The sequence below is a fragment of the Amycolatopsis deserti genome, from assembly GCF_014653945.1.
GTDB lineage: Bacteria > Actinomycetota > Actinomycetes > Mycobacteriales > Pseudonocardiaceae > Amycolatopsis_E > Amycolatopsis_E deserti.
The window spans coordinates 1,277,489-1,297,001 of the sequence record NZ_BNAU01000002.1; the positions used below are offsets into that span (position 1 = coordinate 1,277,489).

Here is a 19,513-nt window from a genome sequence, read left to right on the forward strand (position 1 = left end):
AGAGTACCTTGACACGCCTGATCGGCGACCAAAGATCGGCTGTGGATCGGGGGCGGGGGAGGTCTGGTTGGGGTAGTCGGCCTTCTTGCGTTGCCGGCCGGCGGTTCGTTGGTGGTGCGGCCCCTGGTTGGGGGCTGGCCCACTCCCGTTGCCGGCTCGCGGTTCGTTGCCGGTCGTTCTGGGTCAGCTGACCCAGCGGCCCACCACCGAGAGCAGCCACAGCCCGAACAGCGTTGCCGCGAAGAGTAGGCATGACCAGCGCAACAGGGGGCGGTACTCGCCGCCTGCGGCGCGTACCTGGCGCAGCGCGTAGAAGCCCACCCCGAGCACCGGGAGCGGGATGAGCGGCAGCGCCGAGAGTCGCACCGGGGCGGCGATCACGCAGGCCGCCGTCATCAGCCCGAGCAGTACCAGCATGACCTTGTACAGCACGGCACTGCTCAGGTACGGCGCGATGATCCGGAAAGTCAGATCACTGATGCCACGCACGTCGTCCCGCCCCTCCGGGACGACGGTGTCCCCGGCCTCGGCCGGAGCGGTGCCCTCGCCGGCACCCGAACGGGGACCAGCCCCCTCCACGGTCATCGGACTAGCTTAGCGAGCGCGGAGGGGCCACCTTCACGCAGATCAGGCCGTTTTCTCGCCACGTTCGCTGCTGCGGCGGCGCGACGGCTGACGCGACACGATCGTGGGATTGACGTTCTCCCGGACCGTCTGCTCGGTGATGACGACCTTGGCGACGTCGGTGCGGCTCGGGATGTCGTACATCACCGGCTGCAGCACCTCCTCCATGATCGCACGCAGCCCGCGGGCACCCGTGCCGCGCAGCACAGCCTGGTCGGCGATGGCCTCGAGCGCCGTCTTGGTGAACTCCAGCTCGACGTTGTCCATCTCGAAGAGCTTCTTGTACTGCTTCACCAGGGCGTTGCGCGGCTCGGTGAGGATGCGGACCAGCGAGTGCTTGTCCAGGTGCGTCACGTTCGCCACGACCGGGAGACGGCCGATGAACTCCGGGATCAGCCCGAACTTGATCAAATCCTCGGGCATCGTGTCGGAGAAGACGTCGCTCTCGTCGATCTCGGCCTTCGTGCGGATCTCGGCGCCGAAGCCCAGGCCGCGCTTGCCGACCCGCTCGTTGATGATCTTCTCCAGGCCCGCGAACGCGCCCGCCACGATGAACAGCACGTTCGTGGTGTCGATCTGGATGAACTCCTGGTGCGGGTGCTTGCGCCCGCCCTGCGGCGGCACCGACGCCGTCGTGCCCTCCAGGATCTTCAGCAGCGCCTGCTGCACACCCTCGCCGGACACGTCCCGGGTGATCGACGGGTTCTCCGACTTGCGGGCGATCTTGTCGACCTCGTCGATGTAGATGATGCCCGTCTCGGCGCGCTTGACGTCGTAGTCGGCCGCCTGGATCAGCTTCAGCAGGATGTTCTCGACGTCCTCGCCGACGTACCCGGCCTCGGTCAGGGCCGTGGCGTCCGCGATCGCGAACGGCACGTTGAGCATCTTGGCCAGGGTCTGCGCGAGGTAGGTCTTGCCGCAGCCAGTGGGCCCGAGCAACAGGATGTTCGACTTCGCCAGCTCGACCGGCTCGTCCTTGGCGTCCTTCGGACCGGTCTTGTCCTCGGACTGGATGCGCTTGTAGTGGTTGTACACCGCCACGGCGAGCGTCCGCTTCGCGTCGCTCTGGCCGATGATGTACTGGTCGAGGAACTCGTGGATGTCGAGCGGCTTGGGCAGCTCGTCGAGCTTGACGTCGCCGGCCTCGGCCAGCTCTTCCTCGATGATCTCGTTGCACAGGTCGATGCACTCATCGCAGATGTAGACGCCAGGTCCGGCGATGAGCTTCTTCACCTGTTTCTGGCTCTTCCCGCAGAAAGAACACTTCAGCAGGTCCCCGCCGTCGCCGATCCGTGCCATGACCGTTGACCTGTTCCCCTCCGGTGCACCTGCCGGCACACCTGATCGTGTTCCTGCCCTCACCGCCGAGCCAGCGGGAAAAATGGCCGCTGCCCCTAGACGGTACCCGCCCGGAGCCCCGCGTGGGAGGACCAGCGGGCGCCGGGCGCCCCGAGACCCTAAACCGGGGGACGGGACGTGCCGGGTAGGACACGCACCGGCCCGGGTCAGAGTCCCGGGGCCAGGACTCAGCCGATCTGCGACGCCTTGCGGTACGGCAGCACCTCGTCGATAATGCCGTACTCCTTGGCCTGCTCGGCCGTGAGGATCTTGTCCCGCTCGATGTCCGCGCGGACCTCGTCGGCGGTCTTGTTCGTGTGCTTGGACAGCGTGGTCTCCATCAGGCGGCGCACGCGCTGGATCTCGTTGGCCTGGATCTCCAGGTCCGAGACCTGCCCGTAGGTGCCCTCGGTGGCCGGCTGGTGGATCAGCACGCGGGCGTTGGGCAGCGCGAGCCGCTTGCCCTTGGTGCCGGCCGCCAGCAGGACCGCGGCCGCGGAGGCGGCCTGGCCCAGCGCGACGGTCTGGATGTCCGGGCGCACGAACTGCATGGTGTCGTAGATCGCCATCAGCGAGGTGAACGAGCCACCCGGCGAGTTGATGTAGATCGTGATGTCGCGGTCCGGGTCCTCGTGCTCGAGGTGCAGCAGCTGGGCCATCACGTCGTTGGCCGACGCGTCGTCCACCTGCACGCCGAGGAAGATGACCCGCTCCTCGTACAGCTTGTTGTACGGGTTCGATTCCTTGACGCCGTAGCTGGTGCGCTCCACGTACGACGGCAGGATGTACCGGGACTGCGGAAGCTGGAAGTTGTTCATGAGAGCTTTCTCCTCGTCAGGCCCGGTCAGCGGCTGCCGTTGCTGGACGGGAGCTGGTTCTCCCGGGTGAGGACGTGGTCGACGAAGCCGTACTCCCGCGCCTCCTCGGCGGTGAACCAGCGGTCCCGGTCGCCGTCGGCGATGATCTGCTCGACCGTCTGGCCGGTCTGCTCGGCGGTGATCCGGGCCAGCTCCTGCTTCCACTTGCCGAACACCTCGGCCTGGATCGCGATGTCGGACGCGGTGCCGCCGACACCGGCCGACGGCTGGTGCATCAGGATGCGCGCGTGCGGGAGCGAGTAACGCTTCCCGGGGGCGCCCGAGGACAGCAGGAACTGCCCCATCGAGGCGGCCAGGCCCATCGCGTAGGTCGCCACGTCCGGCTCGATGAGCTGCATCGTGTCGTAGATGGCGAACCCGGCGGTCACCGAGCCGCCCGGCGAGTTGATGTAGAAGCGGATGTCCGACTCGGAGTCCTCCGCGGACAGCAGCAGGAGCTGCGCGGTGATCCGGTTCGCCACCTCGTCGTTGACCTCGGAACCGAGGACGACGATGCGCTCCTGGAGCAGCCGCTCGTACACCGAGTCGGTCAGATTGAGGCCCGCGGTCGAGCTGCGTGCCTCTGCCTTGTGCTGCGTCACGTCTGCCTGCCTTTTCACCGCTGTGGCTCTCCCGGGGAGGGAGATCCACTGTGCACTGTCGAAGATGCTGAGATCTTGTAACCGACCCTAACGAACTCGGGCGGCCCGGCATGCCCGGTACCGCCCAAGTTCGCTGACAGCTTTATTTCTCGGAAGCAGCCGCGGGTTCCTCGGTGACCTCGGTCTCAGTGGTGGCCGCGGGGGCCTCCTCCTCGTCGCCGAAGAGGTCGCTCAGGTCGATCTCGGCGCCGGAGGCGTCGGTGACCGTCGCCTTGCGCACGATCGAGGCCAGCGCCTTGCCGCGGCGGACGTCGGCGAAGATCGCGGACAGCTGGCCGGACTGCTGGGCCCGCTGCACGTACTCGTCCGGGCTGATGCCGAAGCGCTGGGCCTGGTAGATGATCCGCTCGGTCAGCTCGGCGTCGCCCACCTGGACCTGCTCGGCGTCGGCGACGGTGTCGAGCAGCAGCTGGGTGCGCACCGCCTTCTCGGCCTCGGTCTGCAGCTCGGCGTGGAACTCCTCGAGGGTCTTGCCCTGGGTCTCCAGCACCTTGGCGAGGTTCTCCTCGCTGTGGTCCAGGTCGTGGATCGCGTCGTGCTTGCGGTTCTCGACCTCGGCCTCGACGACCTTCTCCGGCAGCGGGACGTCGACGGTCTCCAGCAGCTCGTCCAGGATCTTGTCCCGGGCCTGCACGCCCTGCTGGACCTTCTTCATCTTGGCCAGCCGCTCGCGCAGGTCGGCCTTGAGCTCGTCGATGGTGTCGAACTCGCTCGCCAGCTGGGCGAACTCGTCGTCGGCCTCGGGGAGCTCGCGCTCCTTGACGCTCTGCACGGTCACCGACACCTCGGCGTCGCGGCCGGCGTACTCACCCGCCACCAGCTTGGTGGTGAAGGTCTTGGTCTCGCCCTCGTTCGCGCCGATGATGGCCTCGTCGATGCCGTCGACCAGCTGACCGGAACCGATCTCGTAGGACAGGCCGCTGGTGGCGGCCTCCTCGACCTCCTGGCCGTCGACCGTCGCCGACAGGTCGATCGACACGAAGTCGCCGTCCTGGGCGGGGCGCTCGACGCCCTTGAGGGTGCCGAAGCGGGCGCGGAGGTTGTCCAGCTCGGCCTCGACCTCCTCGTCGGTCACCTCGACGTCGTCGACGCTGACCGAGAGGCCACTGAAGTCGGGGAGGGTGATCTCCGGGCGGATGTCCACCTCGGCGGTGAACTCCAGCACCTCACGGTCCTCGAGCTTGGTCACCTCGAAGTCGGGCTGGCCGAGGGTGCGCACCTCGCCCGCCCGGACCGCCTCCAGGTACTTCGCCGGGATGGCCTCGTTGACGACCTCATCGAGCACCGGCGCGCGGCCGATCCGGCTCTCCAGGACGCGAGCGGGCACCTTGCCGGGGCGGAAGCCCGGGATGCGGACCTGCTGGGCGATCTTGGAGTAGGCGCGGTCGAAGTTCGGTTTGAGTTCGTCGAACGGCACCTCGACATTGATCTTGACTCGCGTCGGGCTGAGCTGCTCGACGGTGCTCTTCAACGTGTTCTCCTCGAGCCGTGAAAACCTGGTTTTCGGGTGGTAGCCGACAAGCGGGCACGGCGGTGCCCAAAGGCCGAGTCTAGGCCAGCGACTTGACAGCACCGGCCGGACCCTGCTTCCCCGCCCGCGCGGTCCGGTCGCGGACTCTCCGTTTACATTTCCACACGCTTTGTCTACCGTCGTGGTCCAGCCGTCCCGCCGTCCCCAGGAGCCCGGTCAGTGACAGCCGATGCCCAGGTCCAGGGCGTTCCGCAGGCTCTGGCGGAGTCCCGGACGCGCCTGCCGCCGGTGGTGGTGCCGACCGTCGGTCTGCTGGTCGCCGGGCTCGCGTTGTGGGGCTGGGCGACCCTGCTCGCGCTCGTCTGGCACTCACCGGCGTGGGTGACCGTCCCGCTGCACACGCTCGCCGTGGTCACCCTCTTCACCGTGCTGCACGAGGCCGCGCACCACGCGGCGGGCAGCCTCACGTCGGTGAACGAGGTGCTCGGCCGTCTGACGCTGCCGTTCGTGTCGCCGTTCGGCGGCTTCCCCGCGGCCCGGTACGTGCACCTGACCCAGCACCGGTCCGGCTCGCCGGAACACCTCACGCCGTGGAACACGCGCGGCCCGGCCTGGACGCTGCCGGCGCGCTGGGCGACCGTCGACCTCTGGTACGCGTGGCGCTACCTGTCCACGCCGGGGCGGCCGACCGCGGAGAGCGCCGAGATGCTCGGGATGCTCGTGTTCCTGCCGTGCGTGCTGGCCGCGGTGGTGGGCACCGGGCACGGCTGGGAGCTGGCGGTGGTCTACCTGGTGCCGCAGCGGCTCGCGCTCACGCTCGTCTCGTGGTGCCACGACTGGCGCCCCCGGCGGCGGCCGACCGGCTACCACCAGATGCACGCCGAGCGGCCCAGCCAGCCGTTCTACCGCTACGCCGCGATCCCCGCGCCGCGTGCGCCGGAGCCGCCGGCCTCGGCCGCCGAGGCCGCGCCCGCGGAGTTCCACCCGCTGACCGTCACCGGCGTGCGGTGGCTGACCGGGGAGGCCGTCGCGGTCACCCTCGCGGTGCCGGACGGGCTGCGCGAGGTGTTCCGGTTCGCGCCGGGACAGCACCTGGTGCTGCGGGCCGAGATCGACGGCGAGCCGGTGGAGCGCAGCTACGCGATCTGCGCGTGCCCGGACGAGCCGGAGCTGCTGGTGGCGATCAAGCGGGTGCCGGGCGGGCGGTTCTCCGAGTACGCGATGGGGTTGCGGCTCGGCGACCGGGTCCTGGCGCGGCCGCCGTCCGGGACGTTCGTGCTGCGCTCACAGCCGCGGCACGTGGTGGCCGTGGCGGCGGGTTCCGGGATCGCCCCGGTGCTGCCGGTGGTGGTGCACCTGCTCGAGACCTCGCCCCGCAGCCGGGTGACGCTGCTGTACGTGAACCGGTCCGGCGACGACACGCTGTTTTCGGCCGAGCTGTCGGAGTACACGCGCCGCTTCGAGGGGCGGCTGCGGGTGACCCACTACCGGACCGACGAGCGCGACCCGTCGCTGCGGTACTCGCGGGGGTCGCGGCCGTTCGACAGCATCGGGCAGGCGCTGGCGATCTCGTACGAGCGGTACGTGCCGGGCGGGCTGGACCCGGGGCGCATCCGGGGGCTGCTGGAGGCGCGCCTGCACCCGGCGAAGGTGGACGAGTGGCTGCTGTGCGCGCCGTCCGAGGTGGCCGGGCCGGTGCGGGACGCGCTGACCGAGCACGGGGTGCCGGACGACGTCGTGCACGTGGAGCACTTCCACCGGCCCTGAGCGGTCATTCGCAGAGCGCGCGGACGGTCTCCAGCTCACCTCGCACGACCGACGCCTGCTCGGTGATCGCGGTCTCCGGCGTGCCGTCCGGGAAGAACATCGTGAACTGGTACTCGGCACCCGTGCCGTTGGGCAGCACGCGGGTGTAGACGCCCAGGCTCGGGTTGTCGGTGGCGAAGAAGTCGACGGTGCCGTGCTCGCGGGAGGCGCGGACGTCGACGCGCGTGGCGTCCACCCCGGGCGCCCACTTGGGCAGCTGGCCGGGGTCGGACACGAGATCGAAGACGGTGTGCGGCGTGGCGGCGATCGAGATGGACTCGGTGATTGTCTGCATTAGCAGATCGTACGCTCTTGCGTATTGTTTTGTCACTCTACGATTCTGGGCGTGACGGATCTCGGCGCTTCGCTGGCGCGCATCGTGCGGCGGTTGATGAAGGCGGAAGAGCCGGTGCTGCGTGCGCACGGGCTCTCGATGTGGGCCTACGCGGCGCTGTCGAGCCTGGCCGAACGCCCGGCGACGTCGCAGCTCGCGCTGGCGAAGGCGATCGGCTACGACAAGACCCGCCTGATCGGCCTGCTGGACGAGCTCGCCGAGGCGGGACTGGTCGTCCGCGAACGGGACCCGGCCGACCGGCGCTCGCACATCGTGCGGCTGACACCGGCCGGCGAGTCCCGGCACGCCGCCGCGCGGGCCGACATCCGCGCTCTGGAGGACGACCTGCTCGGCGCGCTCAGCCCCACGGAGCAGCGTCAGTTCCGCGCGATGCTGGCCCGGCTCGCGGACGAGTCCTGACGCCGGTCGAGCAGGATCAGCGGCACCGCGGCCGCCGCGAGCGCGGCACCGATCAAGCACACCGCGGTGAGCGGGGCGCCGCGGGTGAGTGCCGCGGCCGCCAGGACCGGGGTGATGCTGATGCCCAGCTGGAACGCCGACACGGTGGTCGCGCCGGCGAGGGTCGGCGCGTCCGCCGCCACCGCGAAGACGCGCCCGTAGACGGCCGGGTTCAGCACGAACGCCGCCACGCCCAGCAGGAAGACCACCGGCACCACCAGCCATCCGTGCCCGACCACGGCGGCCATCACGACCGACAGGACCACGATCGCGGCGGCCCCGGTCAGCAGCGCGAGGTGCGGACGCCGGTCTGACACCCGGCCGCCGATCGACAGCCCGGCGAACGCCCCGGCCCCGAAGAGCGCGAGGATCGCCGGGATCCACACCTCGGGCACGGTGAGCATGGCCGCCAGGTAGTTGAACGTGATCATGTAGGCGGCCGTGGTCAGGATCGTGATCGCGAACAGGCCCCACAGCGCCGGTTTCCGCATGGTCGCCAGTTCCCGCGAGACGCTCGGCCGGGTGACCCGGTTCGGCGCCGCGGGGATGCCGAGCAGGCACCCGCCGATCCCGGCGACGGTCAGCGCCACCACCGCCCAGAAGCCGCCGCGCCAGTCGGTGAAGTGGCTCAGCAGCGTGCCCGCGGGCCCGCCGGCGACCATCGCGACGCTGAGCCCGCTCACCACGACGCCGGAGGCGCGGGCGGTCCGGTCCGGTGTCACCAGGCTGATCGCGGTCACCGAGGCCACCGCGAAGAAGCCGGCGTAGGCGACGCCGGCGATCGCCCGGCTGACCAGCAGCACGGGGTAGCCGCCGAGCAGCCCGGCGGCGACGCTGCCGGCGAAGACGGCCTGGGTCAGCACCAGCGTGGTGCGGCGGGGCCAGCGCAGGCTGAGCACGGCGAACGGCGGCCCGCCGAGCACCACCCCGAGCGCGAACGCGGTGATCAGGAACCCGGCAGCCGACAGCGGGACGTCCAGGTCGGCGGCCACCGCGGGCAGCACCCCGGCCAGCAGGAACTCCGCGGTGCCCATCGCGAAGAGGCTGAACCCCAGCAGGTGGACCCCGGCGGGCAGGCGGTTCCGGGTGCGTGTGGCAAGCATCGTCTCCATGTCGCGAGCATCCGGAGATCCGGCCGGTTTCGACAACCGGCGTTGCCGAAACCGGGAAGCCTTGGTTCACTGCGTGCCGTGGACTCACAACCGGCCGTCGGCGCCGTCATCGAGCAGATCGCTCCGCGGTTGCGGCGCGCCCGCGAACGGAAGGGCGTCAGCCTGACCGATCTCGCGCGGACCACCGGGATCTCCACGAGCACCCTGTCCCGGCTGGAATCGGGGCAGCGCAAGCCGAGCCTCGAACTGCTGCTGCCGGTCACCGCCGCACTGGGCATCCCGCTCGACGAGATCGTCGCCGCGCCCCGGATCGTCGATCCGCGCGTGCCGCAGGAACCGACGCGGAAGGACGGCCGGGTGCTGATCCCGTTGTCGCGGCACCAGGGTGAGCCGCGGGCGTACAAGATGATCATCCCCGCGCACGACGAGGAGCCGCACCTGCGCACGCACGCGGGCTACGAGTGGCTCTACGTCCTGCGCGGGCGGCTGCGCGTCCGGCTGGGCGAGCACGACTTCGTGATGGGCGCCGGCGAGGCGGCCGAGTTCGACTGCCAGATCCCGCACTGGTTCGGCGCGGCCGGCCGGGGCGGCGTCGAGGTGCTCAGCCTGTTCGGCCGCCAGGGCGAACGCATCCACCTGCGCACACGGGCGCGTTAGCGGCGCAACCGCAAGGCCGATGTCGGGCAGAGGCGGGCCGCTCGTTCGCGTGGGTGACCGATCCGGGCGGCCACGGCCATCACGCTGCGCGGTGCGACGTAACAGCACACCTGCCGCGCCGCACGCCCCGGTCAGTTCGAACCTGACTCCGTGCTGTCGTCGCGGCGTGGGAGGACGCCCTGCTGGGCGCCGGGGCCGCCCGTGCCGGCCTGGTCGCCCTCGGTCAGCGTGTCCGCGGTGGCCGTGTCACCGGAGAGCGACGCGACGACGGTGACCGTGTCGCCGCTGGCGATGCTGCTGAGATCGGCGTTGCCGCCGACGGCGGTGCCGCTGTCGATGCTGTAGGTCTTGGTGTAGCCGTCGTCGCTCTTGGCGGTCAGTGAGGTCGCGCTGATCTCGGTGACGGTGCCGGTCTGCATCAGCTCGGTGGTGTAGCCGCCGTTGCCGTCGGAGACGACGTACTCGCCGTGCAGCGCGTTCCCCAACCCGCCCGGCGAGCCGCCGGGCATCCCCATGCCGCCGGGCCCGCCCTGGCCGGTGGTCGAGGAGCCGGAAGACCCGCTCGCCGCGTAGATCGCCACGCCGCCCGCGCTCGCGACGCCGACCGCGATGGCGGCCGCGGCGACGGTCCGGCGCGCCGACCACTTCCGCGGCGGCTGCTGGGCGCCCCATTCCCGGGACTGCGGGGCGGTCTGCTGTTCGGTGGTCATCGTGGGTTCCTTCCGCTGGTGGGTCGATGACCAGCTTCAGCGGCTCCGCTGTGCGCGGACTGTGTGAGCGCCCAAGGATTTCTGTGCCCGGCCGGATACAGCCGCCGCACAGGAACCCCACAAGGACTCCACACGATCCGGACGGATCGTCGTGGGATGAACACGCGACCGCGGCGCGTCCGCCCGCTGCGGACCAAGCTGATCGCGGCGCTCGTCGCGCTGCTCGCCGTGGTGTGCCTGGTGGTCGGCGTGATCAGCGAGTTCGCGCTGAGCCGGTTCCTCACCCAGCAGGTCGACGCTCAGGTGCGTGAGGCGGTCGAGCGGACCCGGCACTTCGACGGGCCGGCCGGTGACGATCCGCTGCACATCCCGGGCACGGCGGAGGGCACGCTGTACGCGCAGGTCGCCGGTGGTCAGGTCCGGGTGGCGGCCACCCTCGCCCAGATCCCGGGTTCGCCGGAGAACGAAGCCCAGGCTCTGCCGGCCGCCGACGCCGCGGCCCTGCTGGCGATTCCGGTCGACGGTCACGCGCACACGATCTCGCTGTCCGGCGGCGACTACCGGGTGATCGCGACGATCGACGACGGCGTCGTGCTGATCCTCGGCCTGCCGATGGACCAGGCCGAGGACACGCTGCTGACCGTCGGGATCATCCTCGCCGCGGTCGCCGCGATCGCCGTCGTGGGCGCGGGGTTCGTGGGCGCGTTCGTCGTACGCCGGACCCTGCGCCCGCTGGACCGCGTGGCCGCGGCGGCGTCGCAGGTGACCGAGCTGCCGCTGGACCGCCGAGACGTCGCGTTGTCGGTGCGCGTCCCGGTGACCGACACCGATCCGTCGACCGAGGTCGGGCAGGTCGGCTACGCGCTGAACCGGATGCTCGTGCACATCGACAACGCGCTCGACGCCCGCGCGAACAGCGAAATGCGGGTGCGCCAGTTCGTCGCCGACGCCAGCCACGAGCTGCGCACGCCGCTGGCCGCGATCCGCGGGTACGCCGAGCTGACCCGGCGCGGCGGCGGGCGCGTGCCGCCGGAGATCGCGCACGCGATGAGCCGGGTCGAGTCCGAGGCCGACCGCATGACGACGCTGGTCGACGACCTGCTGCTGCTCGCCCGCCTGGACGCGGGCCGCCCGCTCGACGTGGCCGAGGTCGACCTGACCCGCCTGGTGGCCGACGCGGTCGGCGACGCGCACATCACCGGACCGCGGCACCGGTGGCGGCTCGAACTGCCGCCGGACCCGGTCGTGGTGACCGGCGACGCCCAGCGCCTGCACCAGGTGCTCGGCAACCTGCTCGCAAACGGCCGCACCCACACCCCGCCCGGCACGACCGTGACCACGCGGCTGGCCGTGTCCGCGGACGGCGGCGCGGTCCTGACCGTCACCGACGACGGCCCGGGCATCGCACCCGGCCTGTTGCCGCACGTCTTCGAACGCTTCGCACGCGGCGACTCGTCGCGTTCCCGCGCGGCCGGCAGCACCGGTCTCGGCATGGCGATCGTCGCCGCGGTGGTGCACGCGCACCACGGCACGGTCGGCGTCCAGAGCAGACCCGGTCGCACCGAGTTCGAGGTGCGGCTGCCGCGCACAGGTTTCCCACAGGAACGCCACAACGACCGCCCAGCTCGGCCGGTGAAGGTGAACTCATGACGGCCCTCGCCGAGCGTGACTCCGCGCCCCCGACCCCCGCCAGTCCGCGCCCGCCCCTGCCGGTCTGGGTGCGTCCGGCGCTGGCCGGGCTGCTGCTGGGCACCGCCGTGCTCTACCTGTGGGGACTGAGCGCGTCCGGCTGGGCCAACGCGTTCTACTCGGCCGCCGCGCAGGCCGGTGGGCAGAGCTGGCAGGCCTGGTTCTTCGGCTCCAGCGACGCGGCCAACGCCATCACCGTCGACAAGACGCCCGCCGCCCTGTGGGTGATGGGCCTGTCGGTGCGGCTGTTCGGGCTCAGCTCGTGGAGCGTGCTGGTGCCGCAGGCGCTGATGGGGGTCGGCTCGGTGTGGGCGCTGTTCGCGGCCGTGCGGCGGGTGTCCGGGCCGGCCGCGGGTCTGCTGGCCGGTGCAGTGCTCGCGCTGACCCCGGTGGCTGCGCTGATGTTCCGGTTCAACAACCCGGACGCGCTGCTGGTGCTGCTGCTCGTGCTCGGCGCGTACTGCGTGGTGCGGGCGCTGGAGAAGGCGAGCCCGAAGTGGCTCGCGCTGGCCGGGGTCGCGGTCGGGTTCGGGTTCCTGGCGAAGATGTTGCAGGCGTTCCTGGTGCTGCCCGCGTTCGGCATCGCCTACCTGCTCGCGGCGCCCACGTCGATGGGCAGGCGGCTGCTGCACCTGCTCGGCGCGCTGGGCGCGCTGGTGGTTTCGGCCGGCTGGTACCTCGCGGTCGTCGAGCTGTGGCCGGCGTCGGCGCGGCCCTACATCGGCGGTTCGCAGACCAACAGCATCCTCGAACTGACCCTGGGCTACAACGGCGTCGGCCGGATCACCGGGAACGAGGTCGGCAGTCTCGGTGGCGCGCAGAGCAGCGGCAGCTGGGCGCGGCTGCTGGGCAGCGAGATGGCCGGCGGGATCGCCTGGCTGCTCCCCGCGGCCGCGATCGCCACCGGCGCGCTGGTCTGGCTGACCTGGCGCGCGCCACGCACGGACCGCACGCGCGCCGCGACGATCCTGTGGGGCGGATGGCTGGCCGTCACCGGCGGCGTGTTCAGCTTCATGAACGGGATCATCCACCCGTACTACACGGTCGCGCTGGCCCCGGCGGTCGCCGCGCTCGTCGGCACCGGCGGCGTGCGGTTGTGGCGGGCGCGGGCGCATCCGATCGCGTCCGGGTTGTTGTCCAGCGGTGTGGTCCTCACGGCACTGACCGCGTATCTGTTGCTGAGCTCGGAATCCACGTGGCTGCGGTACGTGGTGCTGGTGCTCGGGCTGACGGACGCGGTACTGATCCTGGTGTCCGACCGGCTGTCGCGCGCCGGTGCGCGCGGGGTCGCGGTGCTGGCGCTGATCGCTTCACTGCTCGGGTCCGGCGCGTACACCGTCGCGACCGCGGCCACGCCGCACTCCGGGGCGATCCCCTCAGCCGGCCCGGGCAGCGGCAGGTTCGGCGGTCCGCGCGGCGGCAGCCTGCTCACCACGACGACACCGGGAGCGGAGATCACCGCACTGCTGCAGGCCGACGCGGAGAACTACACGTGGGTGGCGGCCACGGTGGGCTCCAACCCCGCGGCGAGCTACCAGCTGGCGTCCGGCTTCCCGGTGATGGCGCTGGGCGGGTTCAACGGCACCGACCCGTCGCCCACCCTGGAGCAGTTCCAGCGGTACGTCGCGAGCGGACGGATCCACTACTTCCTCGGCGAACCCCGGGAAATCAACAGCACCGGCGGTAGCGACGAGGCCGAGAAGATCGCCGAGTGGGTGGCGACCAACTATGCGGCGACCACTGTGGACGGGGTGACCGTGTACGTGCTGAGCTGACTCACAGCCCGGGTTCACACCGATCACAGGCTGACCTCAGGCGCGGTGCGGACAGTGGAGGTATAACAGCACGAAGGAGGTCACCATGTACCGCCTCGCCTCCAGCCCCGTGTGGGCCACCGCGACCGCCCGCGGCCCGCGTTCGGTGAACGCCGACGCCACCGCGGCCTACACCGACCCGAGCACCGGGGAGGTCGTGTTCGCCCTGGCCGACGGTGTCGGCGACGAGCGGTCCGCCGCGCGGGCCGCCCAGGTCGCGGTGTCCACCGCCGTCCAGGTGCCGGCGTCGCAGGGCCCCGCGGCCGCGCTGGCCGCCGCCCAGCGGGCCGTGCGGGCGGAGGCGGCCGGCGACTGCGTGCTGGTGGTCGCGACCCCGTTCGGCGGTGGTTACCGGGTGGGGTGGGTCGGCGACGTGCGGGCCTACGCCTGGAACGGCGACTCGCTGCGGCAGCTGACCAGGGACCACACGCTGGCCCAGTACTTCCGCGATCGTGGCCAGGTGCCCACCCCCAGGATGGAGCACCTGGTCACGACCAGCGTGCGGACGGCGCGGCCGGCGGAGTTCGGCCACGCCGAGGTCTTCGGCCCGGCGGGACTCCTCCTGACCAGCGACGGCGTCCACAAGCCGCTCACCCGCGCCGCTATGGCCGAGCTGCTGCGGGTGCCGTCGAACAGCGCGCGGGCCCTGGTGGATGCCGCACTGGCCGCGGGCGGCCTGGACAACGCGACCGCCCTGATGGCCGACCTGGCGCCCGCCCTGCCCGACCTGACGACCACCCCGCTGCCGACGGCCACCCCGGCGTGAGGCAGCGGCATGCGGAAGGATCCGCACGATGACCAACGATCCGTCCCCGGCCCCGGACCTCGTCGTGCCCGACCAGGGCCTGGTGGAGCAGCTCCTGGACCAGATCGAGCTGAAGCACGCCGTCGACGAAGACGGCGACCTCGGCGCCCCGTGGGAGCACTACCGCATCTACTTCCTCTTCCGGGGCGAGCAGGAGCAGCAGACCTACTCCGTTCGCACCTTCTACGACCGCCCCCATCCCATCGAGCTCAAGCCGATGCTGCTGGAGGCGATCGACGACTGGAACCGCCGCACGCTGTTCCCCAAGGTCTACACCCACACCGACGACGACGGGACGGTGCGCCTGATCGGCGAGGAGTCGATGCTGATCGGCACCGGCGTCGCGCTGGAACACTTCGTCAACAGCACCGTCAGCTGGATCCGCGCGTCGATGGAGTTCGACAAGTGGCTCGTCGAACACCTCGGTCTGGCAGCCGACCTCGACGGCGACACGAAGCCCGACGACGAGCGATGAGGCGCCGTCACGAGGTGACCGGCACCGCGTTGTCGCGGATCACGTCTGCGTAGTAGTGGGCGCTGCGCTTCAGCGTGCGGACCTGCGTCCGGTAGTCCACGTGCACCAGGCCGAACCGCTTCGAATAGCCTTCCGCCCACTCGAAGTTGTCCAGCAGCGACCAGTACGAGAACCCCCGCAGGTCCACCCCCTGCGCGAGCGCCGCGTGCGCCGCCCGCAGGTGCGCGGCCAGGAACTCGACCCGGTCGACGTCGTCGATCCAGCCGTCCGGCCGCACGGAGTCGTCGTAGGCCGCGCCGTTCTCCGTGACGTACAACGGCACCGCCGGGTACTCGCGGTGCACCCGCACCAGCGTCTCGGTCAGCCCCTCCGGCTGCACGGACCAGCCCGAGTGCGTCACCGAGGCCGCGGCGTCGGGCACGAAGCCGATCCCGTCCGCGCCCACCCACTCCAGCCCGCCCGGCTCGACACCCGGCCGCAGCGTGCCGGTCACCTCGTAGCCGCGGTAGTAGTTGATCCCCATCTGGTCGATCGGCGCCCCGATCAGCGCCAGATCGCCGTCGCGGACACAGGAACCGAGGCCGAACGGCTCCAGGTCCGCCAGCAGGTCCTCCGGGTACCGGCCGCGCAGGACGGGGTCGAGGAACAACCGGTTCTGCAACCCGTCCACGCGCCGCGCCGCGTCGAGGTCCGCCGCCGAATCCGAAGCCGCCCGCACCGGGTACAGGTTCAGCGTGATGCCGGCCTGGACGTCCGCCGCGCGCCGGATCTCGGCGAGCCCGAGGCCGTGCGCGAGCAGCAGGTGGTGCGCGGCCGCGACCGCCGCCCGCGGCTCCTGCCGCCCCGGTGCGTGGATCCCCTTGGCGTAGCCCAGGAACGCCGAGCACCACGGCTCGTTCAACGTGGACCAGAACGGGACGCGATCCCCCAGCCGCTCCGCCGCCGACGAGGCGAACTCGGCGAAGCGGTAGGCCGTGTCGCGCGTGGCCCAGCCTCCGCGCTCCTCCAGCGCCTGCGGCAGGTCGAAGTGGTACAGCGTGGCCCAGGGCGTGATCCCCCGTTCCAGCAACGCGTCCACCAGCCGCTCGTAGAAGTCCAGCCCCTTCGGGTTGACCGCGCCGCCGTCCGGCCGCACGCGCGACCAGGCCAGCGAAAACCGGTACACCCCGAGCCCGAGTTCGGCCATCAACTCGACGTCGTCGCGGAACCGGTGGTAGTGGTCGGCCGCCGGTTCCCCGGTGTCACCGCCCGCGACCGCGCCCGGACGGCGGCAGAACGCGTCCCAGATCGAGTCGGTGCGACCGTCCACAGTGGTCGCCCCCTCGATCTGGAAGGCCGCCGTGCTGGCCCCCCACGCGAACCCGGGCGGGAACTCCAGCCCGGCGGTGACCTCTTCACCCAGAACCGACATGCTCACCCTTTCACCGCACCCTGCATGATCCCGGACACGATCTGGCGCCCGAGCAGCAGGAAGACGATCAGAACCGGAATGGTCGCCAGCGTGGTCCCGGCCAGCACCAGCGAATAGTCGACGTAGTGGCCGCTCTGCAGCTTCTCCAGCGCCACCTGCACGGTGGGGTTGCCGGCGTCGAGCACGATCAGCGGCCACAGGAAGTCGTTCCACGACATCATGAACGTGAACATCGCGAGCACCGCGGCCGCCGGGCGGATCGCGGGCAGGCAGACGTGCACGAAGGTGCCGAACACGCTGCACCCGTCCACCCGCGCCGCCTCGATCAGCTCGTACGGCACGGCGTCCACGATGTACTGCCGCATCCAGAACACCCCGAACGCGGTGACCAGGTTCGGCACGATCACCGCCTGCAGGTGCCCGGCCCAGCCGAGCTCCGACATCATGATGAACAGCGGGATCACGCCCAGCTGCGTGGGCACCGCGAGCGTCACCACGATGAACACGAACAGCCCGTTGGACCCGCGGAAGCGCATCTTGGCGAAGGCGAACCCGGCCAGCGCGGAGAACAGCACCGTCGTGAGCGTCACCGTGCCCGCCACGATCAGGCTGTTGCCCAGCGCCTTCCAGAACGGCACCGCGTCGAACACGCGGCCGGCGTTGGCCCAGAAGTTGCCCCCCGGCAGCAGCGGCGGCAGGTGGTCCGACAGCATGCCGGTGTCGCGGCTGGCCACCAGGAACGACCAGTAGAACGGGAACAACGAACCGGCGACGAACGCGATCAGCGTGGCGTAGACGAAGAAGTGCGATCCGCCCCGCCGCCGGGGAAGTCGGAGTACGGTCATCGTTTCAGTCCCGTCGTCGCGGCGACCCGCCGGGTGATCAGGAAGTTGACCAGCGCGATGAGGACGATCAGCAGGAACAGCAGCCACGCGATCGCCGACGCGTAGCCGAGGTCGAAGCCCTCGAACGCGGACTGGTACAGGTACAGCGTCAGCGTCTGGAACTGGTGCTGCGAACCGCCGTTGTTCGACCCGGGCATCGCGTCGAACAGCTTGGGCTCGGTGAAGATCTGCAGCCCGCCGATGGTCGAGGTGATCACCACGAAGATCAGCGTGGGTTTCAGCATCGGCAACGTGATCGAGAAGAACCGGCGGACCGCGCCGGCGCCGTCGACCACCGCCGCCTCGTACACGTCCCGCGGCAGCGCCTGCATCGCCGCCAGCACGATCAGCGCGTTGTAGCCGGTCCAGCGCCAGTTGACCATCGTGGCGATCGCCAGGTGGCTGGCGAACCGGTTGGCCTGCCACTCCACCCGGTCCAGCCCGAACGCCTCCAGCATCGCGTTGACCAGCCCGTACCGCGGGCCGAACAGGTTCGCGAAGATGATGCCGAGCGCGACCAGGCTGGCCGAGTACGGCAGCAGGATCCCGACCCGCCAGCTCGCCGGGAAGCGCAGCCGCAGCGACAGCAGCGCCGCGAGCAGGACCGCGATCACCAGCTGCGGCCCGCTGGAGAGCACGAAGATCGAGATCGTGTTGACGACCGCGTTCCAGAACTGCGGGTCGCCGAGCAGCGTCGCGAAGTTCCGCAGCCCGACGAACTTCGGGTCGTCGTCGCCGATCTCCCAGTCGAACAGCGACACGTAGCCCGTGTAGAGCAGGGGGAACAGGCCGGTCAGGCCGAACACCACGAAGAACGGCGTGATGTAGAGGTACGGCGAGAACTTGACGTCCCAGCGCGAGAGGCGTTGCCGCAGCGTCGGTTTCGCCGGTTCCGGCGGCACGTCCTGCCTCGGCGGTTTCTCGGCCACGGTGGTCATCGGCCCGTTCCCCCTCGGCTCACTTCACGATCTTCTTGGCTTCGTCGACCACCTGCCGCCAGGCCTGGTCGGGCGGTGTCCCCTGTTCGACCGCCTGCAGGGCCGGGCTGGTGACGTTCTCCTGGATCTGGCCGTCACCCGGGCCCTTGTACTGCGCGCGGGTCACCTTCCTGGCCTGCTCGGAGTAGAGCTGGCCGATCTTGGTGTCGCCGAAGTACGGCTCGGTCTGCTGCAGCAGCTGCGGCGAGGACAGCGCCTGCGTCTGGCTGGGGAAGTTGCCGCGCGCCTGGAACGCCTTGAGCTGCTGCTCCGGCGCGGTCAGCCACGCCGCGAACTCCGCGGCCTCCTTCGGGTGCTGGCTCTGCTTGGGCACGGTCAGGTAGGACCCGCCCCAGTTGCCGCCGCCGTTGGGGAAGGCGTCGGTGACCGCCCACTTGCCCGCGTTGCCCGGGCCGGCGTTCTCCTCGACCACGCCGAGCATCCACGACGGGCACACGGTGGTGGCGAAGGATCCCTGCTGGAACCCGGTCTTCCACTCGTTGCCGAACGCGATGAGCTTGGCGGACTGGCCGCGCTGGATCGCGCCGGTGATGCGGTCCCAGGCCGCCTTGATGCCCGGGTTCGTCTCGATGGTGAGGTTGTCGTTGCGGTCCAGGTAGCCGGTCTCGAGCTGGTTGACCATCGAGTTGTACAGCTGCGAGGAGGCGTCGAACCACGCCTTGCCGCCGGTGCGCGCCACGTACTGGTCGCCGGCCGCGAAGTAGGACTCCCAGGTCGCGAACAGCGACTTGACGCCCTCGGGGTCGGACGGCAGCCCGGCGGCCTGCAGCAGGTCCTTGCGGTAGCACAGGGCCAGCGGGCCGATGTCGGTGCCGTAGCCGATCAGCCTGCCGTCTTTGTCCTTGCCGGCCTCGTACTTCCAGTTCAGCCACCGGTCGGCGGTCACGTCCTTGGGACCGATCTCGGTGAGGTCGTTGAACTTGGACGACTTGTCGATGATGTCGGAGAAGTGGCCCTCCTCGACCGCGACCACGTCCTCCAGCCCGTTGCCCGCGGCCAGCTTGGTGATCAGGTTCTGGTGGTAGGGGCCACCCTCGCCGGTCTTGTGGTGGGTGATCTTGATGTTGGGGTGCAGGCGTTCGTACTCGGGGATCAGGTCCTCGTACCCGAACTCGGTGAAGGTGCCGATGGACAGCTCGATCCGCCCGTCGCCGGAGGTTCCGGACGAGCCGCCGCCACAGGCGGCCAGGCTCGCGCCGAGCACCGCCAGGCCGATCGCGAAGCTCACGCCCTTGTGAAGATGTCGCACGTCGTTTCCCTAACTCGTGGGGTTCCAGGGAGGGAGATTTTGGGAGCGCTCCCAGAACGGGGTTGAGTGTGTCCCTAGTCACGAGCGGTGTCAAGATAGGTTATCCTTGGAAGCGCTCCCATCATTGGCGGAAGGTGACCCGGTGACCGCACACGGCA

19 protein-coding genes are annotated in these 19,513 nt (G+C 70.6%); 7 read left to right on the top strand and 12 right to left on the bottom strand.

Translation table 11 applies throughout. The annotated features are described in order from the left end of the window. Positions 1 to 183: 183 nt before the first annotated feature. The 5 genes from IE290_RS14440 to tig all read right to left on the bottom strand — a co-directional run bounded on the left by IE290_RS14440 (position 184) and on the right by tig (position 4,952). Positions 184 to 585, bottom strand: a complete 402-nt coding sequence (locus IE290_RS14440) for a hypothetical protein (protein WP_191245033.1) — start codon at positions 583 to 585, stop codon at positions 184 to 186. Positions 586 to 627: 42 nt separating this feature from the next. Continuing rightward, the gene (clpX, locus tag IE290_RS14445; RefSeq protein WP_191245034.1) at positions 628 to 1,923 is read right to left on the bottom strand and encodes an ATP-dependent Clp protease ATP-binding subunit ClpX; all 1,296 of its coding nucleotides are present in this window, start codon (positions 1,921 to 1,923) and stop codon (positions 628 to 630) included. 227 nt (positions 1,924 to 2,150) lie between these two features. Continuing rightward, a complete protein-coding gene (locus tag IE290_RS14450) occupies positions 2,151 to 2,780 on the bottom strand; it encodes an ATP-dependent Clp protease proteolytic subunit (RefSeq protein WP_094007766.1) in 630 nt (209 codons plus the stop codon). A gap of 26 nt (positions 2,781 to 2,806) precedes the next feature. Continuing rightward, a complete protein-coding gene (locus IE290_RS14455; RefSeq protein WP_167098251.1) occupies positions 2,807 to 3,421 on the bottom strand; it encodes an ATP-dependent Clp protease proteolytic subunit in 615 nt (204 codons plus the stop codon). Positions 3,422 to 3,563: 142 nt separating this feature from the next. Continuing rightward, positions 3,564 to 4,952 (bottom strand): trigger factor, encoded by a 1,389-nt coding sequence (gene tig / locus IE290_RS14460; protein ID WP_191245035.1) that lies wholly within the window; start codon positions 4,950 to 4,952, stop codon positions 3,564 to 3,566. Positions 4,953 to 5,171: 219 nt separating this feature from the next. Here tig and IE290_RS14465 point away from each other — a divergent pair, with 219 nt between their 5' ends. Continuing rightward, on the top strand, positions 5,172 to 6,719 hold the full coding sequence (locus IE290_RS14465) for an FAD-binding oxidoreductase (RefSeq protein WP_191245036.1): 1,548 nt from the start codon (positions 5,172 to 5,174) through the stop codon (positions 6,717 to 6,719). 4 nt (positions 6,720 to 6,723) lie between these two features. On the opposite strand, the gene IE290_RS14470 is transcribed toward IE290_RS14465, so the two are convergent. Continuing rightward, positions 6,724 to 7,053: an SRPBCC family protein gene (locus IE290_RS14470; RefSeq protein WP_191245037.1), complete on the bottom strand. Its 330-nt coding sequence runs from the start codon at positions 7,051 to 7,053 to the stop codon at positions 6,724 to 6,726. A gap of 51 nt (positions 7,054 to 7,104) precedes the next feature. Here IE290_RS14470 and IE290_RS14475 point away from each other — a divergent pair, with 51 nt between their 5' ends. Beyond that, positions 7,105 to 7,512: a MarR family winged helix-turn-helix transcriptional regulator gene (locus IE290_RS14475; protein WP_229874476.1), complete on the top strand. Its 408-nt coding sequence runs from the start codon at positions 7,105 to 7,107 to the stop codon at positions 7,510 to 7,512. Here the strand turns inward: IE290_RS14475 and IE290_RS14480 are convergent. Further along, positions 7,470 to 8,663: an MFS transporter gene (locus tag IE290_RS14480; protein WP_373300451.1), complete on the bottom strand. Its 1,194-nt coding sequence runs from the start codon at positions 8,661 to 8,663 to the stop codon at positions 7,470 to 7,472. The genes IE290_RS14475 and IE290_RS14480 overlap by 43 nt on opposite strands. Before the next feature lie 78 nt (positions 8,664 to 8,741). On the opposite strand from IE290_RS14480, the gene IE290_RS14485 reads away from it, so the two are divergent. After that, positions 8,742 to 9,320 carry a helix-turn-helix domain-containing protein gene (locus IE290_RS14485; protein WP_191245038.1) on the top strand — a complete coding sequence of 193 codons (579 nt, stop codon included), beginning with the start codon at positions 8,742 to 8,744 and terminating at the stop codon, positions 9,318 to 9,320. A 131-nt stretch (positions 9,321 to 9,451) separates the two neighbouring features. Here IE290_RS14485 and IE290_RS14490 read toward each other — a convergent pair whose 3' ends face one another. Further along, positions 9,452 to 10,030: a hypothetical protein gene (locus IE290_RS14490; RefSeq protein ID WP_191245039.1), complete on the bottom strand. Its 579-nt coding sequence runs from the start codon at positions 10,028 to 10,030 to the stop codon at positions 9,452 to 9,454. Between the two features lie 156 nt (positions 10,031 to 10,186). Between IE290_RS14490 and IE290_RS14495 the strand changes: the two genes are divergently transcribed. From IE290_RS14495 to IE290_RS14510, 4 genes are all read left to right on the top strand, one after another. Then, positions 10,187 to 11,680, top strand: a complete 1,494-nt coding sequence (locus IE290_RS14495) for a sensor histidine kinase (protein ID WP_229874477.1) — start codon at positions 10,187 to 10,189, stop codon at positions 11,678 to 11,680. Next, positions 11,677 to 13,494 carry an ArnT family glycosyltransferase gene (locus IE290_RS14500; RefSeq protein ID WP_191245040.1) on the top strand — a complete coding sequence of 606 codons (1,818 nt, stop codon included), beginning with the start codon at positions 11,677 to 11,679 and terminating at the stop codon, positions 13,492 to 13,494. The genes IE290_RS14495 and IE290_RS14500 overlap by 4 nt, the downstream gene beginning before the upstream one ends. Positions 13,495 to 13,579: 85 nt before the next feature. Then, on the top strand, positions 13,580 to 14,299 hold the full coding sequence (locus IE290_RS14505) for a PP2C family protein-serine/threonine phosphatase (RefSeq protein ID WP_191245041.1): 720 nt from the start codon (positions 13,580 to 13,582) through the stop codon (positions 14,297 to 14,299). Between the two features lie 28 nt (positions 14,300 to 14,327). Beyond that, a complete protein-coding gene (locus IE290_RS14510; RefSeq protein WP_191245042.1) occupies positions 14,328 to 14,813 on the top strand; it encodes a type III secretion system chaperone family protein in 486 nt (161 codons plus the stop codon). A gap of 7 nt (positions 14,814 to 14,820) precedes the next feature. On the opposite strand, the gene IE290_RS14515 is transcribed toward IE290_RS14510, so the two are convergent. From IE290_RS14515 to IE290_RS14530, 4 genes are read right to left on the bottom strand one after another with little or no spacing between them, the layout of a single operon-like run. Further along, positions 14,821 to 16,230: a GH1 family beta-glucosidase gene (locus IE290_RS14515; RefSeq protein ID WP_373300452.1), complete on the bottom strand. Its 1,410-nt coding sequence runs from the start codon at positions 16,228 to 16,230 to the stop codon at positions 14,821 to 14,823. Beyond that, on the bottom strand, positions 16,227 to 17,069 hold the full coding sequence (locus IE290_RS14520) for a carbohydrate ABC transporter permease (protein WP_191245044.1): 843 nt from the start codon (positions 17,067 to 17,069) through the stop codon (positions 16,227 to 16,229). Before IE290_RS14520 ends, IE290_RS14515 begins: the two co-directional genes overlap by 4 nt. Beyond that, positions 17,066 to 18,046: a carbohydrate ABC transporter permease gene (locus IE290_RS14525; RefSeq protein ID WP_191245045.1), complete on the bottom strand. Its 981-nt coding sequence runs from the start codon at positions 18,044 to 18,046 to the stop codon at positions 17,066 to 17,068. Before IE290_RS14525 ends, IE290_RS14520 begins: the two co-directional genes overlap by 4 nt. Positions 18,047 to 18,065: 19 nt before the next feature. Continuing rightward, positions 18,066 to 19,355 (bottom strand): ABC transporter substrate-binding protein, encoded by a 1,290-nt coding sequence (locus IE290_RS14530; protein WP_191245046.1) that lies wholly within the window; start codon positions 19,353 to 19,355, stop codon positions 18,066 to 18,068. Between the last annotated feature and the right edge of the window lie 158 nt (positions 19,356 to 19,513).

Excerpts from the sequence above, each read along its gene's own strand:
- IE290_RS14510 (WP_191245042.1), top strand. The coding sequence starts at position 14,328 with ATGACCAACGATCCGTCCCCGGCCCCGGACCTCGTCGTGCCCGACCAG.
- IE290_RS14440 (WP_191245033.1), bottom strand. The coding sequence starts at position 585 with ATGACCGTGGAGGGGGCTGGTCCCCGTTCGGGTGCCGGCGAGGGCACC.
- IE290_RS14525 (WP_191245045.1), bottom strand. The coding sequence starts at position 18,046 with ATGACCACCGTGGCCGAGAAACCGCCGAGGCAGGACGTGCCGCCGGAA.
- IE290_RS14495 (WP_229874477.1), top strand. The coding sequence starts at position 10,187 with ATGAACACGCGACCGCGGCGCGTCCGCCCGCTGCGGACCAAGCTGATC.
- IE290_RS14480 (WP_373300451.1), bottom strand. The coding sequence starts at position 8,663 with ATGGAGACGATGCTTGCCACACGCACCCGGAACCGCCTGCCCGCCGGG.
- IE290_RS14470 (WP_191245037.1), bottom strand. The coding sequence starts at position 7,053 with ATGCAGACAATCACCGAGTCCATCTCGATCGCCGCCACGCCGCACACC.
- IE290_RS14505 (WP_191245041.1), top strand. The coding sequence starts at position 13,580 with ATGTACCGCCTCGCCTCCAGCCCCGTGTGGGCCACCGCGACCGCCCGC.
- IE290_RS14490 (WP_191245039.1), bottom strand. The coding sequence starts at position 10,030 with ATGACCACCGAACAGCAGACCGCCCCGCAGTCCCGGGAATGGGGCGCC.
- IE290_RS14520 (WP_191245044.1), bottom strand. The coding sequence starts at position 17,069 with ATGACCGTACTCCGACTTCCCCGGCGGCGGGGCGGATCGCACTTCTTC.
- clpX (WP_191245034.1), bottom strand. The coding sequence starts at position 1,923 with ATGGCACGGATCGGCGACGGCGGGGACCTGCTGAAGTGTTCTTTCTGC.
- IE290_RS14500 (WP_191245040.1), top strand. The coding sequence starts at position 11,677 with ATGACGGCCCTCGCCGAGCGTGACTCCGCGCCCCCGACCCCCGCCAGT.
- IE290_RS14450 (WP_094007766.1), bottom strand. The coding sequence starts at position 2,780 with ATGAACAACTTCCAGCTTCCGCAGTCCCGGTACATCCTGCCGTCGTAC.